Source organism: Algibacter sp. Ld11 (assembly GCF_045066735.1).
In the GTDB taxonomy this organism is placed as follows: domain Bacteria; phylum Bacteroidota; class Bacteroidia; order Flavobacteriales; family Flavobacteriaceae; genus Algibacter.
Window position 1 is genome coordinate 25,270 of sequence record NZ_JBISHH010000009.1, and the last position, 15,967, is coordinate 41,236.

Genomic DNA, 15,967 nt, shown 5'->3' on the forward strand with positions numbered 1-15,967 from the left:
CAACGTTGTGCCCAATTTATGAACGATAGTTACAAAATAGAAAAACCTGCTTCTGATTTAAACTTTTTGACAATCGGAATTAAATATATTGTATTATTCATTGTCCTCTTTTTGGGAAGTTGGATTGCCATTCCATTATTTGTTTCTAAAGGAAGAACAACTAGAGTAAACACTACTGCTGAATTATTATTTGAAAATCCTTTGTGGTCGAGTCTCTTAATTTCGATTGGTGTTATTACTTGGTTTATTTATCGGACTATAAAAAAATATAAATTTGGAGAAGTTTTCAAAATTGATTTTAATGATTCCGACAAAAAACTGGAAGTTAAAACTGTTAACCTAGCTAATAACCAAGAAAAAGATAATTATTACGATTACAAGAATTTGAGTTATGATTTACAAAATATTGAAGATTCTCTTTTTGGAAAACAAAGGATTTTAAAAATAAAAAATTATGACCAAACTGTTCACGAAATAAATATTGACCGAACAGCTTGGTGCAGAAATGAACGGATTGAAAAACTGATTGAAAAAATAAAAACTGGGCACAACACCGTATAAAAATAATTGCGGTTTAGTACTTAATCAAAGGTCGTTGCGTGTTTGTAACGTCTGATTTTCCTTCGGAAAATCCTCGCATACAAACCCGCAACTATTCTTATACATAAACGTTGTGTGCAATTACCAAAAAATATAAATAAAATTGAAAAAATCATTTGAAAAAGAGTTTATTTGGGAACAGTACTTTATTGTTTCAGGTAATGTAATAAGACAAAAAGAAAATTCCGAAATTGAATTCAAAGAAAGTTTCCATAGCCCAAAGCATAAAGACAAAAAACTACATAAATGGATAGCTAGTTTTGCAAATAACAATGGAGGTTTAATTTTATACGGAATAGAAGATAATGGTAAACTTATAGGGTTACAAAATGACAAATTAGAGAAATTTGACAATAAAGATTTATCTCAAGAACTGCTTGATTATTTTGCGCCAGAAATTAATTTTGAACTTTTCATTAAAGAAATAAATGGTTTTAAAATAGGATTCTTATATATTCATAAATCTAAAAATAAACCAGTAATTGCTATAAAAACTGCCAATAACAATGTTCAAGAAGGAGATATTTTTTATAGATATCCTGGAGAGAGTAGAAAAATATCATATGGAGACTTAAAAAATATAATTGAGGAAAAACAAAATCTACTTAATGATAGATGGTTAAAATTAATTAACGATGTAGCATCTATCGGTGTTGAGAATATTGGATTATTGAACATTGAAAATGGTGAATTAATTGGTTCAAAAAATAAACTTTTAATACCCGAAGAGTTATTAAAAAAGGTAACTTTCATCAATGAAGGTAATTTTGTTGAAAAGGATGGTGCACCTGCTTTAAAATTAATCGGAGATGTACAGCCTGTTGATAGCAAAAAGATTATCCAGTTAGTTGAGAATAAATATCATATAATAACTCACTTTGAATTATTCAGCTCATTCTTTGAACAAGAATTAGATATTGATAGTGCAAAAGAATTTCTAAGAAAAGTTACTCACGAAAATAGTGTCTATTACCCAATTTATTTCTACATAAGTAAATCTAAACTAACAAAAACTGAAGTTTACAAAATCTTAGATAAAGAAAAAAGTAATAAAGTAGAAGATGTAAAAATCAGATTATCAATAGAGGAAAAGAACAAAACTAAATTTATAAGTGGAAATATTTCTTCTGGAACACCTGCAGCTGAAAAAATTAAAAAAGCATTTGACAAGTTAAAAACGGAAAAAAAGATTGATTTTTCAAATATAGAAACATCAGAACTTAGATATTATATCCAAGCTATTACGCACTTAAAAAAAGATGAGATAAAAATCCCGTATATCATAGATGTTCTCAAAAATATTTATGACAAACATTTCAATCATTCATCTACAACAAAATCATTTATCAGAAAAGCAATTTGTCATATTGATTTGACAATGTATGGTGAAGATTTTTTCACAAATGATAAGTAAAAAAACTGCACACAACACCGTATATAATTTATTGCTAGTTCTAGCCTACTTACGAAAATCCTCGCGGATTTTCTATTCGGTTTTTATTTGCTAAATTACGTTCTAAACCACGCAACAAACCATATACAAACACGTTGTACAACATTTGAATGAAACGCAATTTTTCAATCATATTCTTAGTCCTTATTTGGAATTTATGTCATTCTCAACATTCTGAACGATTTTTGGAACTTGTAAATGACCTAGAGGAAATCAGTTGTAAAACTGATACTACTTATTATAAAAACGGTAATATTAACTGGATAATCTGCTGGACTACTTACATATATAATTCAGAGGAATACTCAACTGGTACTGGGAGAATGATTCATTACTATAAAAACGGTCAAATAGCAAGTGAAAGTTACTTGGGTAAATACGGAAATACATTGTCTTGGAATGGATTTGACAGAAATGGAAACAAAACCATAGAATCTGTAACTACTGAAATCGATTCGGATGCTAAAAATCTCAATGAGTTTTTTGACTCTCCAGCGGAAACTAAATTTAAAAGATATAACCGACTTTACAAATGTTCTGGAAAATTGGGCAGTTGTTATCTATATAAAGAAGGAAAAAGAGTCAATGGAAAGAAAAATGGAATCTGGACAACTTATTATGCAAACGGAGAAATAAAAAAAGAAAAAGAATATTAAAAAACGTTGTACAACACAGTATATAAAAAATTGCTAGTTTTACATAAACCAATGTTAGTTGCTCGTTTGCTAGCTTCTGATTTTCCTTCGGAAAATCCTCGCACACAAACACGCAACTTTTCATATACATAAACGTTGGCAACAATAAAAAACAGTTTTAATAATGAGATTAATGGCATGAAAATTGTCTTAAACTTTTATAAATTAAGTAGCTATATTTCTTATAAAATTTATTCTATGAAAATTAAATTAATCATAATTTTATTAATAGGCATTACATCATTAGGTTTTTCACAGAATACAGATAATTTTGATAGAGATAAACTTAAGAATTATTATTTAATCAATAAATTTAACGACACAACTCAAGTACATAGTGAAACAATGAGATCTGAAGAGATACATTGTGGATTTGATTTATACGATACAAAAGGACGGTTTACGAACAAGAGAGTTGATCCAAAAGATTTTAAATATTTGCTATTTAAAAATTCTGAAGGAAGGAGCATAAAGCTAAAATCGATTCCTGTAAAAAAAATAATAAAGGATTGCATAAAAAAAAATGTATTTATGGAAGTTTTAATAGAAAATTCAGATCAAGATTTAAAAAATGGAAAAGTAGATTTTTATTCCCATAAATATACTTATATGAATTCATATGAATTTGGAGATAGTAATTTTGGTGAACAAGGTTATAGTCGTGATTATGCAGAAGATTATTATTTCAAAGATATGAATGGTATTCACCAAATAAACTTTAACTATCAATTTAAACGTTTTCCAAAACTATTAGGGAAAGAACTTTATAAAAAAATGAAAAAATCAAATAAAGGAGAAAAACAGTTTTTACTTGATTATTTTTCCGAATACAATTGGAAAAGATAACTGTTGCCAACACCGTATATAATTTATTGCTAGTTCTAGCCTACTTACGAAAATCCTCGCGGATTTTCTATTCGGTTTGTATTTGCTAAATTAGGTGCTTAAAACACGCAACAAACCATATACAAAACCGTTAGCGGTAATTTGACCGACGAACTAAATGAGACAAGAAATTTCAGTTAATAAAGCAATAATTAGAGGACACTTAATCGTGAATACTCCTGTCTTTATATGTATTATCGGAATTCCTGCAATATCTCTTTATTTATCAAATCAAAATTTAATTCCTAAATGGGGAATTGGAATTGGATTTATTTTAGGTTTTGTTATTGCTTGGTCAGTTTGGAGTTTTATGATTACAAAATGGCGAATTTGGGCATTTAAAAATGTTAGAAACGTTCACGAATTAAAGAAAAGAGCGATTCAAGAAAAACTGATTTGGAATGACGGAAATATATTTGAGAAAACTGAAATTAGGACTCTTGAAGACAAAAAAGAACTAAAGAAACTCGAAAAAAAATTCGATAAAGAAGATGTTTATAGAGAAGATTATTCTCTTCCACCAAGAACTATAATTAAGTATTCTAAATCGTTAGGATTGTTTGAATTAATTATTTCAATTTTAATAATTGGTTTTGGAATATATTTTATTACAAAAGGAACGAATAAAAGTTACATATTGGGAGGAATAATGGGTTTAATTGGAATTTATAGTTCTATAAAAGAATTGCGAAAATTCCTTAACAATAAGCCTCAAATAATTATCGATAATAAAGGAATAGAAACAATAACAACTGAATTTAAAAATTGGTCGAATATCGAAGATGAGCAAGTTATTCAGGAAGGATATGGAAAATCCGCAAAATCCTATCTGACTTATTGGTATGACGAAGAAATATTTGAAAAAGTCGAAATTGACCAATTAAATATTACTCAACAACAATTAGAAAATATAATCCGAACATATAGAATACGAAACAATAAAAACTACCGCTAACACCGTGTATAATTAATTGCTTTATTGAGTCTACTTGCGAATATTCCTGCGGAATATTCACGGGTTCGTAAATGTTTACTAATTTAGTTGCTTAACCACGCAACTAACCATACACAAAACCGTTACCACACATTTGACCCAAACCTATGACAAAGACAATATTAATAACTTTAATTACATTTTTTTCAATTCAAATCAATGCTCAAACAGTTGATGGAAAAATAGAAAAACTATTAGAATTAGATGGAACAATAAGTAACATTGAGAAAATAATAACTCAAACAATCGAATATCAAAAGAAAAGTAATTTCGGAATTTCAGACAATTACTGGGAAGCATTGGAAAAAAAAGTTACTGAAAAATCATTGACTGAACTTAAACTAATCGTTACACCAATTTATTCTAAAAATTACACAGAAATTGAGATTGATAATCTTATAACATTTTATAATTCAGAAACTGGTAGGTTGATTATCGAAAAACAACCTATCATAATGGAAGAATTAAATTTGCCATTAATGCAATGGTCACAAAATTTAGGTTCATATGTAATTGAGGAAATTGAAAATAAAGGTAAAAACGAATCAAGTTCTGATGAAAAAGAAAAATTCAAAACCGAATTTAAAGACAAATACGGTTTGCAAATACTTAATCTTACTGACCTTGCAATCGACAAAGAAAACAATATCGGAGACTTATTAGTTGATTTTGGAAAAACAGATGGCAAAAAAGACATAACCAAGATAATTCGAGTAAAAAATAATTCAAACAAGGAAATTGAATTTCAAGAACCAAAATTTTTGAGTAACGAAGTAATAAAATTTGATTTAGGAAATAAACCTCTTGGCATAGGAGAAATAAGAGATTTAAAAATAACTTTAATCGCTGAATTAGCAGAAAACAAAAGTTATTCAATGTCGAGTATTAATTACAATAATGGAAATAGTATCCAATTCGGAATTAAATACGATGCGCCTGCAAAGGAAATTAGTTTTGAGATTTCTACTAGAAAATTAAAGTTTAAAAAACTAAAGCAAGACTTTTCTAAACCTTACGTTTTTATCTTAAAAAATACAGGCAAAAAAGACTTTTACATTTCTGATATAGAATTAGATAAACAAATTGCTTACTTAAACTGGAACAAAGAAACTATTAAACCAAATGAGGAAACTGAAATTAGATTAGTTTTTTCAAAACATTTAATTGTAAAACAGAAAAATACAGACTCGAATTTGAAATTGGAAGTCGATTTAACGAAAGGAGAAAAAGGCGGATTTTCTAGTTATGCTAACGAAACGATTGAATTAACAATTGAATAAAAAACGTGTGGTAACACCGTATATAATTTATTGCTAGTTTCAGCCTACTTACGAAAATCCTCGCGGATTTTCTATTCGGTTTTTATTTGCTAAATTACGTGCTAAACCACGCAACAAACCATATACAACAACGTTGTGCTTAATGTGGAAAAACTGACAATGGAGGAACTTAATAGTAAAATAAAAGAACTTATAACCAAATTTGAAAACGGAAAAGAATCTGCAGAAAAGACAGTAAAAAATATTAATGAATTATCATTTTTAAAAATAGATGTAGACTTTTTGAGAAACTATTGGAGAAGTTCTGACTTAGAAAGTTTTGTTGAATTAATATCAACATCTGAAATCGAAAACTGGACGGAAATTGATGATGAATATGCGAACAAATTAATTGCGGAAATTCTAGATAATTTAGAAAACGATGCTTTGATTAACAAAAACTCAACAGCATTGGAAAAGCGATTTAAAAAATCGACTGGAACAATATCGGATTGGATTTTTTATGATGATATTACTGACCGAATAAGAATTTTAGAATTATTAAAAATGAATACGACTATTCAACTCTAAAATTGATTGAGTTGGTTGAAAAAAAATAAAACACTAAGCACAACACCGTATAAAAATAATTGCGGTTTAGTGCTTAATCAAAGGCAATTGCGTGTTTGCCTGCATCTGATTTTCCTTCGGAAAATCCTCGCATACAAACCCGCAACTATCCTTATACATAAACGTTGTGCGTAATTAAAAAAACGATAATGAAAACACCTTTTAAGGTATTATTTATACTCTTCCTGACTATTTTTAGCACGAAATCTTTTTCACAGAAAATGGTTGAATATTACGAGCCAGTAAAAAATGATAGCCTAAAAGTTGGAATAGGAGAAAATGACTTTTTGCCTTTTATTCAAAAAGGTTATACTCTAATGCTTCCTGAAAATAATGAAATAAAAGGTGTGCTTATTTTCCTCGAAGATTCAAAGTATGACAAAAAAAATTTTAGTTCAAAGCAGATGTATGCTCAAGCATCTGAAAATAACTTTGCAGTATTGTCAATTTCAACTGAAATCCCTTTAGACTTTTACTTTTCTAAATCATCTATGAATTCTACTCATAATTTAATTCAAGAGGTGTTTAATAAACATAATTTACCTAATGAAAACATTTTCTTTTTAGGTGCAAGTTTAGTAGGACATAGAGCGATGAAATATATTGAATTTATCAAAAAGGAAGATTATGATTTTCAAGTTAACATAAAAGGAGTTGTTATTTGTGATTTCACATTGGATTGGACAAGAAAATGGCAACAACACAAACGAGATATAAAAATCAATCGAATTGACCTTTGGGAGCCTATATTTATGAATTTTATGTTGGAAACCAATTTGAAAGGCACGCCTAAAACGGCCCAAGATAATTACCGCAATTTCTCGACTTATAGCTACTCTGATGAAAATAATGAAAATGTTAAGTTTTACAAAAATTATGCTGTGAGAGCTTACATTGCGCCAAAAATAAAATATAGACTAAAAAAGTACTACAGAACCTTATATGAAAACAATTCGACTGACATAGTTGGATTTTTAGCTGAATTAGAACTTGCAGGAAATGAAAATACGGAATTAATTGTTTTACAGCCAGAATATAATCAATCCGAAAATCGGAACACACAGACAACTTGGAATGAAATAAATAAAGATGAATTAATAGATTGGATAGATAAGCAAACGGAAAAATAACTACGCACAACACCGTGTATAATTAATTGCTTGAGTATGTAAGCTCTAATCGGAAAATTCTCAGAATTTCCCTCAGACTCGTCCCCTTTTGCTATCTTAGTACCTAACGCAACTAACCATACACAAATTCGTTGTAAGTAATTAATTAGCGTCCTGAATAAAGGCTACATAATTTTAAATAGTAATACCATTTTAATGGGTTCAATTGATGTTACCTCACTAATTAAAATTAAAACGACACCACAAAACACCACCACAAAATACCACACTACAAGAACAAATCACACCTCTTTACACCCCAAAACACCACAAAAAAACCTATAAACACCTCAAAAAAGAACAAAAAACCTTTTTATTCATATTTGATTACTCTTTTTATATTTAACACATCATTTCTATTTTTTTCGATGTGATTTGTCATGATAAAAAGTTACTCTATCATTTTGTTGTGCATTCTTTTCTAATATGAAAGACCGTTTCTAAAAGAAAGTCTTCCGCCACCTCTTCACTTATTAAAGGTAATTTCTTTTTAATTTTTATTGAAGTTAGTTCATCCTTTTTTAAAGATGTTTTCGGTGCTTCTAAATCTAATTTAATATTTAGAGCATTCTTTATATCTGCTAAATCGTTTTTAATAAATCTTGAAACATCAACTTCTTGATTTTCTATTCTTTTTTTTGGCAGTATAATATGTGATTCTAAATCTTTTACATGTTGTAAAAATATCTCCGTCTGTGATTTAAATGATTTTTTGGTTTCTTCCTTTAAATCAGGAATATCTATTTCTACATGATCTTTCATCCAATTTGATGCGTACAATACAAAATTGACATGTTCTAAATACTTCTCTAAAAAAAACTCAAATTGCTGTTTTGGTAAGCGCTCACTTTGATCGATAAGCTTAAAGATGTTATCATTTAAAATCATCGCTTTACTCAATATATGGTGATGAGAAGACGCTTCTTTTAATTCGCTATCAAATCCTTTACTATCTATAAAGATAACCGTATTTAAGATCTCATTAGGCTCTAAATCGGGCATCAATCGTAATGGGATATAAAACACAAAAGGTTTATAAAGGTTTTTCCATAGCTCGGTAAATAATTTGTCTAATTCCATACCTCTATTTTATGTGTTCTGAATAATCTTCGGGTAACTCCGCATCAATATCTCTAAGATATTTTTGAAGAGCGGACATCGATGAATGCCCAGTGATTAACATCAGTTTACTTTTTGCTTCAAATGGTGAAGATCCTTTTACCAATGCCCGGTATAGTTTTGTTATATAGGTGTGTCTAAAACTATATAAACCATAGTCTTTCCCGAGTCCAAAAGGGTCTTTAACTACTTTCTTAAAACGCTTAGAAAAGTAATCTCGTTTATTATCTACATCGGTTTCCCACTTTCCGCCTATTTGATCTGGAGTAAATAAACACAGAGATTTATTCATCGTTGAGAGATCGGGTAAATCGTTGATTAGTAAATCAGGAATAATCTTTGTTTTTAAAGGACTGTTTTTGGCTTTAAACTTAATTACTTTATTTTTTAAATCGATATCTCCAACCTTTAATCGGCAAACTTCGATTGGTCTCAAAAAATTATAGGAGATAAATTTAATATACAGCAATAACAAGGTGTCTTCCTTTTCTAAGTATTTATATATTTCTTCTTGCTTTTCCTTACTATAGGTTTTATTGCGCTGTGGTATGCTTTTTAATACTGGAATACGTTTTACGAAATTCGTTGCCACGATATCATTATCTTCCAAAACCTGTATTAAGCTACTTAAATCTACTCTAAAATTGTTGCGATTACGTGCGCTTGTATTGTCAAGTACATGGTTTAAAAACTGGGTCACAAGCTTTCTATCGACCTTGTCTATCGTGTGTATTTCTGGATGCACATCTTCAACCCATTTTATAAAATTCTTGATCCTATTCTCATAGGCTCGTTTCGTCGTTTTACTTAGTAATTTTTCTTTCAGTTTTAATCCAAAGTTAAAAGCTTCTTTTATAGACATTGCAGGTACACCTGTTTCCTTGTCTTTCTCTGTATCAACTTCTGAAGATGGTTTTGCATTAGATCGTTTAACTTTTGCGTTTCGTTTAGCTAGTAAGGCTGTATTATCTGCAAAAGGATTAAATCCTTCTTTTAGGAGTTTTAGTAGGGTATTTCGATAAATTATTAAAATCTCTAATCGTGCTTCTTTTGTTTTGTAACTATTAGCCTTGCCATAAATGGGAGTTAATCGTTTTAATTTTCCACTAGCAGGATCTCTAAATGAAAAATAAACATACCAGCGCTTTGTTAAATTACCATTTGCTGTATAAATTTTAGGCTCTGAAAAATTTTTCTTCTTTGTCAAATCGTATGCACTTTCGTATTCACTATCGTATGCAAATGTAATTATTTGTTCACTTTTAAGCATAAAAAAACGGTTTAGAGAAAACTAAACCGTTGTTTTTGATACTTTTAACTTAGTAGCGGGAACTGGACTCGAACCAGTGACCTTCGGGTTATGAGCCCGACGAGCTACCTACTGCTCTATCCCGCGATATAATCTAGAAATAATTTACTTAGCTTTTAACTCTTGGCTCATAATACCAATCAAATTATTTCCGACTGCAAATATACAATCCTTTTTAGATATTACAAGCATTTTTTAGTAAAAAAATCACAACAATTTTTAAACAACTCATTACCTGCACATTCCAAATAAAAAAAAATAAACCTATTCAATTAACCTATTTCATTTCTAGATAAGTCAAAAAAAAAAAGCAGCTTTCACAAGCTACTTTTTAAATATTATTTATTATAACACTTCTTTTAACTATTCTTTTTCAATATCCATATTAGCAGTAGCACTCTGTAATAACATATTAGAAAGATTTTGTGGACTATTACCAGATACTGTAATGTATTCTTGATTTAAGTTATTATCACTAACCATTAATGTATTTAATTTAGTAAGGTTAATAAACTCAACTGGCAAATTACCAGAAAAACTATTAGATGATAACATTAATTCTTCAAGGTTATCAAGTTGAGCTAGTTCTACCGGAATTTCTCCATCCATTTTATTATCCATTAAGCCTAATTTTTCTAAATTCTGTAGAGCATGGATGTTAGGAGAAATTGTTCCCGTTAAAAAATTACTACTTAGTAGTAATTCCTTTAAAGTAGCTAATTCCATTATAGATTCTGGAATATCTCCCGTTAATTGATTACTATATAGCTTTATATATTCAATATGTTTTAATTGCCCAATTCCAGAGGGTATTTGCCCTACTAACTTATTCATAAACAACTCTAGAGCTGTTAACTCTTTTAAATTTGCAATTGAAGAAGGAATTTCTCCAGAAAGTTGATTAAACCCTAAATTTAGTTTTCTTAAAGCTGTTAAGTTTCCTAACTCTTCTGGCAACTCACCTTTCAAGTTATTAAATTGAAGATTAATTTCTACTACGTTATTGTTTTCAATAGTAAGTCCAAACCAAGTATCTTCATCAGCTTCCAAATCCCATGAGGTATTCCACTGATCTCCTTTTGTAGAGTTATAAAGTGCAACCAAAGCATTTTTCTGTACTTTTGATATGCTAGCAAACGAAGAACTTGTTACTAAACAGCAAATTAAAATATAGCTTAAATTTTTCATGTGAATTGTATTTGGGCATTTATTCTCCTACAAAAATAGGCCTAAAGAAGACAAAGAACTATTTTATTCGTCCAAATACACCAAATTTTAACATTTCAACCCCGACAAAATACATTGTTTAACGATAAAAGACATATTCTTTTAACATTTACGATAATTTAAAACTTCACATTTAATAATTCTCCACTAATTTGTAGCATTTGCATCTCGGCAATTTTAGCAAAATATTTAGCCTGATTCCTACTTAACTCCGCATTTAGCAAATTTAGTTGTGCTTGCCTAAACTCTATAGAGTTTATCTGGCCTAATTTAAATTGTTCCTTAGTTCTATCAAAATTATTCTGAGCGGTTTTAATATTATGCTCTTGTAGTCTATAAACACTTAATTTATTATCATAATCATCCCAAGCATTATTAAAATCTCGCACAACAGAAACTAACAGTTGCTCCTTTAAAATATTTTGAGCATCTAAATTTACTTTAGCATTTCTAACATTGGTAATAGTACTACCGCCATCAAATAAGTTCCACCTCAAGCTTAACCCTGCTGAAAGCCCAGTGTTTATTGAGTAAGCGGCAAATGAGGCCGCATTATTATTATTTTTATTCCATCCATAACTTCCAGATAAACCAACAGTTGGCAAATATGCTGAAGTTTCCGATTTTACTCCTAACTTATTAATACCAATACTTTTATTTACTTGTAGAATACTAATATTATTAGCTTTAGTTTTTTCTAAAAGTTCATTTTTATCATATAGGTTATCGAAAACAACTTCCGTACTTATATCAAAATTTTCAGAAATCGTATTTCCTAAAACAAAATTTAAATCACGCTTAGCATTATTTAGTTCTTGCAAAGTATTCATTAAAGAAATGCTATCATTATTGATATCTACTTCGGCATTTAGAGTTGCTAATTTATTACTCTGTCCATATTCAAATTGATATTGAGAGCGAATAAGTCGGTCTTTAGAAATAGTTAACGTTTGAAAAACAGCATCTTTGTTTTCAATAAGTTCGGCTACATTGTAATATATTGTAAACAATTGTACTATGGTGTTTTCTATAGTTTCGCGTGCTTGCAACTCTGTTAATTGTTTAATTTCTTTAAATTGCTTATAATTATAAGATCGGCCTAAACCATCAAACAAAGTATAATTTAAATCGACCGAAGCATTATAACTAGAACTTTCTGCTCCATTTAGTACCCTATTGGTTCCATCGGAAAACCCTACCTCTGTATCATCAATATTATAATTGGCACCCGCATTTCCTGTTAAGGTTGGCAAATATCCAGAATTTAAAATATCGGCATTATTTTTAGCTATTTCTACATCGGTTCCAGCCAATTTAATACCATAATTATTCTCTAAAGCTAAGGTTACCGCTTTTTCGGGTGTTATCAATTCTTGAGCAAACACTGCTGCTTGCACAATAAATATTATACTAAAAAAAACAAATTTAATGTTCATGCTCTTCTTTTTGTTCTTTAATGGCGCGTTCTACTTCTTCTTTTGTGACATCATCACCAGTAGCGAGCCACTTTCCTTTTTGTTTTATACTATTACTAAATGATAACAACAGAGGCAACACCAAAAGTGTTAAAACGGTTGCATAAGCGATACCAAAGGAAATTGAAATTGCCATAGGTTTTAAAAACTGTGCTTGTCTACTTTTTTCCAACAATAAAGGCGCTAAACCTGCTACTGTGGTTAATGATGTTAGAAAAATAGCTCTAAATCTAGATTTCCCAGCATCTAAAAGCGCATCATCAAACTTTAAGCCTTCGCGTAAATTGGTATTAAACTTTCCTATAAATACCAAACCATCATTCACCATAATACCAATTAAAGCAATTATTCCTAAAAGTGATAAGATATTTACCGAAAAACCAAGAATCCAATGTCCCCAAGCTACGGCTGTTAAGCTAAACGGCACCAAAAGCATCAATAATAAAGGTTGACTATAACTTCTAAAAGTAAATGCTATAACAATATAAATTAAAAATAAAATAGGTATTCCAGCTTTAGCCAAAGAGCTATTTAATTTTTCTTTTTCACGGTTTTGGCCTTCAAAAGAAGCAGAAATAGTTGGATATTTCGATTTTAACTCAACCATAGTAACATTCTTTAAATCGTCCAAAATATCTGTTGTGCTTGTACTTGGATCCTTTAAGTCTGCAGATACTTGTATTTCGCGTTGACCTTCTAAGTGGTTAATAGCAACATCGCCTCTTTCTATAGTATAAGTAGCAATATCCTTAAGTGTTACGCGCTCTCCTGTAGGGGTTACAATACGCATTTCATCAAGGTTGTTAATTGATGCTCTATTACTTCTATCATATCTCACCCAAACGCGAATTTCATCTTGTCCACGTTGAAAACGCTGTGCTTGTGTACCAAAAAAACCAGAACGTACTTGAGTCATAACAGTACTTAAATTTAATCCTAATAAATAGGCGCTTTCTTTAAGTTCTATTCTAATCTCTTTAATTCCTGCTGGATCATTATCTTCTATATCTTTCAATAAAGGATTAGATGCTAAAACTTCTTTTAATTCTATTTTGGCTGCCTTTAACTCTTCAATATTGTTTCCTAATAACGAAACTGATACAGGACTACCTCCAAAATTACCACCCGAACCAAAAATTAAACGTTCGGTACCTACCACAGGACCAACTAATTCTCGCAGCCTATTAGCAACTAATGCAGACTTTATAGCATCTGGTCGTTCTTCTCCTGGTAATAAATTTATGCTTAAACTAGCGCTAGAACTACTACTAATCTTTAAAATAGTATTTTCAAAGAGTTCTTTCCCGGTACCTTTTAAGTATTTTTCTGTTAATTCTTTATTAACTATAAACGATTTTTCTTCTATCATAGAAATAATAGAATCGGTTATCTTTTCATTGGTTCCGTTTGGCATATCTAACTCTATAGAAACTCTATCACTAGCTACAGATGGAAACATGGTAACACCTATAATTCCGCCTCCAATAGCTCCAAAAGTTAAAACTAATAGAACAACAAATATGCTAAGAGAAAGTACTTTAAAGTTTAATACGAATGTAATCGTTGGTGTATATAATTTATCCCTTAAAAAATTCATAAAGTTATCTCCAGCCTTATTTATAACCCGCATTTTAGAAAAGAATTGCTTCATTTTAGAAGGATTCTCCTCCTCTACTTGCGGATGTAAAGCCTTTGAATGTGCTAAATGCGCTGGTAAAATAATTAATGCTTCAACCAAAGAAACAACTAAAGTAAGTATTACAATTACCGCTACTTCACTGAAAAATTCACCTATTCTACTGTCTAAAAACAGAAATAATGAAAAAGCTAATAAGGTTGTAATAATAGCAGATACTACAGGGGGAATAACTTCCATAGTACCATCAATAGCAGCTTGTACAGGCGATTTGCCCTTTTCATAATGCTGGTAAATATTTTCGGCAATAACAATACCATCATCTACTAATATACCTATTACGATAATCATTCCGAAAAGTGACAATACATTAATAGTTACATCAAATTGAGCTGCAAAAATAAACATTCCTAAAAAAGAAATTGGTAACCCAAAGGCAACCCAAAATGCTAAACGTGTGTTTAAAAACACCGACAAAAACAATAACACTAACAGCATACCTACTATGGCATTTTCTGTTAATAAATCTGTACGTTGGTTTAACGTTTTAGATAAATCTCTAACTACATCTAACTGTACATTATTATGCTTTTGATTATAACTTTCTATATATTCCTTTACTTTATCTGCCGATGAAATTAAATCTTCAGAATTTGTACTTGTTATTGAAATATTTACTGAAAGTTTTTGATTAAAATAGGTGGCATTAGGTGTTTCTGAAAAACGATCACGAATGATAGCTACGTCTTTTAAACGAACTACTTTTCCGTCGCTTGTTGCTTTAACAACAATATTGGAAAGCTCATCACCATAATAAGACCGATTATTAGCTCTAATAAGATACTCTTCTACATCTGTCTTTATAGTACCTCCAGTTGTTAAAATATTTGCAGTACTTACGGCTTGGGCAACCTCACTAAACGTTATATTATAAGCGAGTAAATTAGTTTCGTTAACAGCAATTTCAATTTCTTCATCTGGATAACCTGAAATAGCTATTTGCGAAATACCATCAATAGCTCTTAAATCGTTTTCAACTTCTCTCCCAATTTGCTTCAGTGTAGCAAGCGGAATATTTTCTCCGCTTAACGCAAATGATATGGTTTCACGTACCGCCTCTTGCTTAGCAACAATTAAAGGCTCCATTCCTGAAGGAAAAGAAGGGACACGATCTACCGCATTTTTAACTTCCAACAACATGAAGTCAATATTCTCATCCTGTTCTATTTCTACCGTAATAGTGCCGCTATTTTCTTTGGATACAGAGGTAACTCTATCAATACCTTTTAATCCTTTTAAATTATCTTCTATTTGAAGAACAATACCTTCTTCAATTTCCTGAGGTGATGCTCCAGGATAAGTAACACTAACATTTATAATTTTAGATTCCGTTAATGGAAAAAATGAAGACTTCAAGGATATTACACCAAGAATACCAAAACCAACAAAAGCCAAAATAAAAATATTAACAGCTACGTGGTACTTAATAAAATACTCTATAAGTTTTCTCATGCTT

13 protein-coding genes and 1 tRNA gene are annotated in these 15,967 nt (G+C 30.0%); 8 read left to right on the forward strand and 6 right to left on the reverse strand.

The annotated features are described in order from the left end of the window. The first annotated feature begins 18 nt into the window (after nucleotides 1-18). The 8 genes from ACJJV4_RS04720 (at nucleotide 19) to ACJJV4_RS04755 (ending at nucleotide 7,646) form a co-directional block, all read left to right on the forward strand. The gene (locus ACJJV4_RS04720) at nucleotides 19-561 is read left to right on the forward strand and encodes a hypothetical protein (protein ID WP_405292316.1); all 543 of its coding nucleotides are present in this window, start codon (nucleotides 19-21) and stop codon (nucleotides 559-561) included. Nucleotides 562-703: 142 nt separating this feature from the next. Next, nucleotides 704-2,014, forward strand: a complete 1,311-nt coding sequence (locus ACJJV4_RS04725) for a helix-turn-helix domain-containing protein (protein WP_405292317.1) — start codon at nucleotides 704-706, stop codon at nucleotides 2,012-2,014. A gap of 362 nt (nucleotides 2,015-2,376) precedes the next feature. After that, nucleotides 2,377-2,709, forward strand: a complete 333-nt coding sequence (locus ACJJV4_RS04730; protein WP_405292318.1) for a hypothetical protein — start codon at nucleotides 2,377-2,379, stop codon at nucleotides 2,707-2,709. Between the two features lie 237 nt (nucleotides 2,710-2,946). Continuing rightward, nucleotides 2,947-3,594, forward strand: coding sequence for a hypothetical protein (locus ACJJV4_RS04735; protein WP_405292319.1), 648 nt, complete (start codon nucleotides 2,947-2,949; stop codon nucleotides 3,592-3,594). Nucleotides 3,595-3,751: 157 nt separating this feature from the next. Next, on the forward strand, nucleotides 3,752-4,588 hold the full coding sequence (locus ACJJV4_RS04740; protein WP_405292320.1) for a hypothetical protein: 837 nt from the start codon (nucleotides 3,752-3,754) through the stop codon (nucleotides 4,586-4,588). A gap of 146 nt (nucleotides 4,589-4,734) precedes the next feature. Further along, nucleotides 4,735-5,907, forward strand: a complete 1,173-nt coding sequence (locus ACJJV4_RS04745) for a DUF2059 domain-containing protein (protein ID WP_405292321.1) — start codon at nucleotides 4,735-4,737, stop codon at nucleotides 5,905-5,907. Between the two features lie 159 nt (nucleotides 5,908-6,066). After that, nucleotides 6,067-6,477: a hypothetical protein gene (locus ACJJV4_RS04750; RefSeq protein ID WP_405292322.1), complete on the forward strand. Its 411-nt coding sequence runs from the start codon at nucleotides 6,067-6,069 to the stop codon at nucleotides 6,475-6,477. Between the two features lie 188 nt (nucleotides 6,478-6,665). Then, entirely contained in the window at nucleotides 6,666-7,646 is a 981-nt protein-coding gene (locus tag ACJJV4_RS04755; protein ID WP_405292323.1) for a hypothetical protein, read from the forward strand. Nucleotides 7,647-8,084: 438 nt separating this feature from the next. On the opposite strand, the gene ACJJV4_RS04760 is transcribed toward ACJJV4_RS04755, so the two are convergent. From ACJJV4_RS04760 to ACJJV4_RS04785, 6 genes are all read right to left on the reverse strand, one after another. Then, nucleotides 8,085-8,765: a hypothetical protein gene (locus ACJJV4_RS04760; RefSeq protein WP_405292324.1), complete on the reverse strand. Its 681-nt coding sequence runs from the start codon at nucleotides 8,763-8,765 to the stop codon at nucleotides 8,085-8,087. Between the two features lie 4 nt (nucleotides 8,766-8,769). Next, on the reverse strand, nucleotides 8,770-10,074 hold the full coding sequence (locus tag ACJJV4_RS04765) for a tyrosine-type recombinase/integrase (protein WP_405292325.1): 1,305 nt from the start codon (nucleotides 10,072-10,074) through the stop codon (nucleotides 8,770-8,772). A gap of 53 nt (nucleotides 10,075-10,127) precedes the next feature. Continuing rightward, nucleotides 10,128-10,200: transfer RNA gene (locus ACJJV4_RS04770), tRNA-Met, on the reverse strand. 276 nt (nucleotides 10,201-10,476) lie between these two features. After that, on the reverse strand, nucleotides 10,477-11,301 hold the full coding sequence (locus ACJJV4_RS04775; RefSeq protein WP_405292326.1) for a Two component regulator three Y domain protein: 825 nt from the start codon (nucleotides 11,299-11,301) through the stop codon (nucleotides 10,477-10,479). A 158-nt stretch (nucleotides 11,302-11,459) separates the two neighbouring features. Continuing rightward, nucleotides 11,460-12,776 (reverse strand): TolC family protein, encoded by a 1,317-nt coding sequence (locus tag ACJJV4_RS04780; RefSeq protein ID WP_405292327.1) that lies wholly within the window; start codon nucleotides 12,774-12,776, stop codon nucleotides 11,460-11,462. Then, nucleotides 12,766-15,963: an efflux RND transporter permease subunit gene (locus tag ACJJV4_RS04785; RefSeq protein ID WP_405292328.1), complete on the reverse strand. Its 3,198-nt coding sequence runs from the start codon at nucleotides 15,961-15,963 to the stop codon at nucleotides 12,766-12,768. The genes ACJJV4_RS04780 and ACJJV4_RS04785 overlap by 11 nt, the downstream gene beginning before the upstream one ends. Nucleotides 15,964-15,967: the final 4 nt, after the last annotated feature.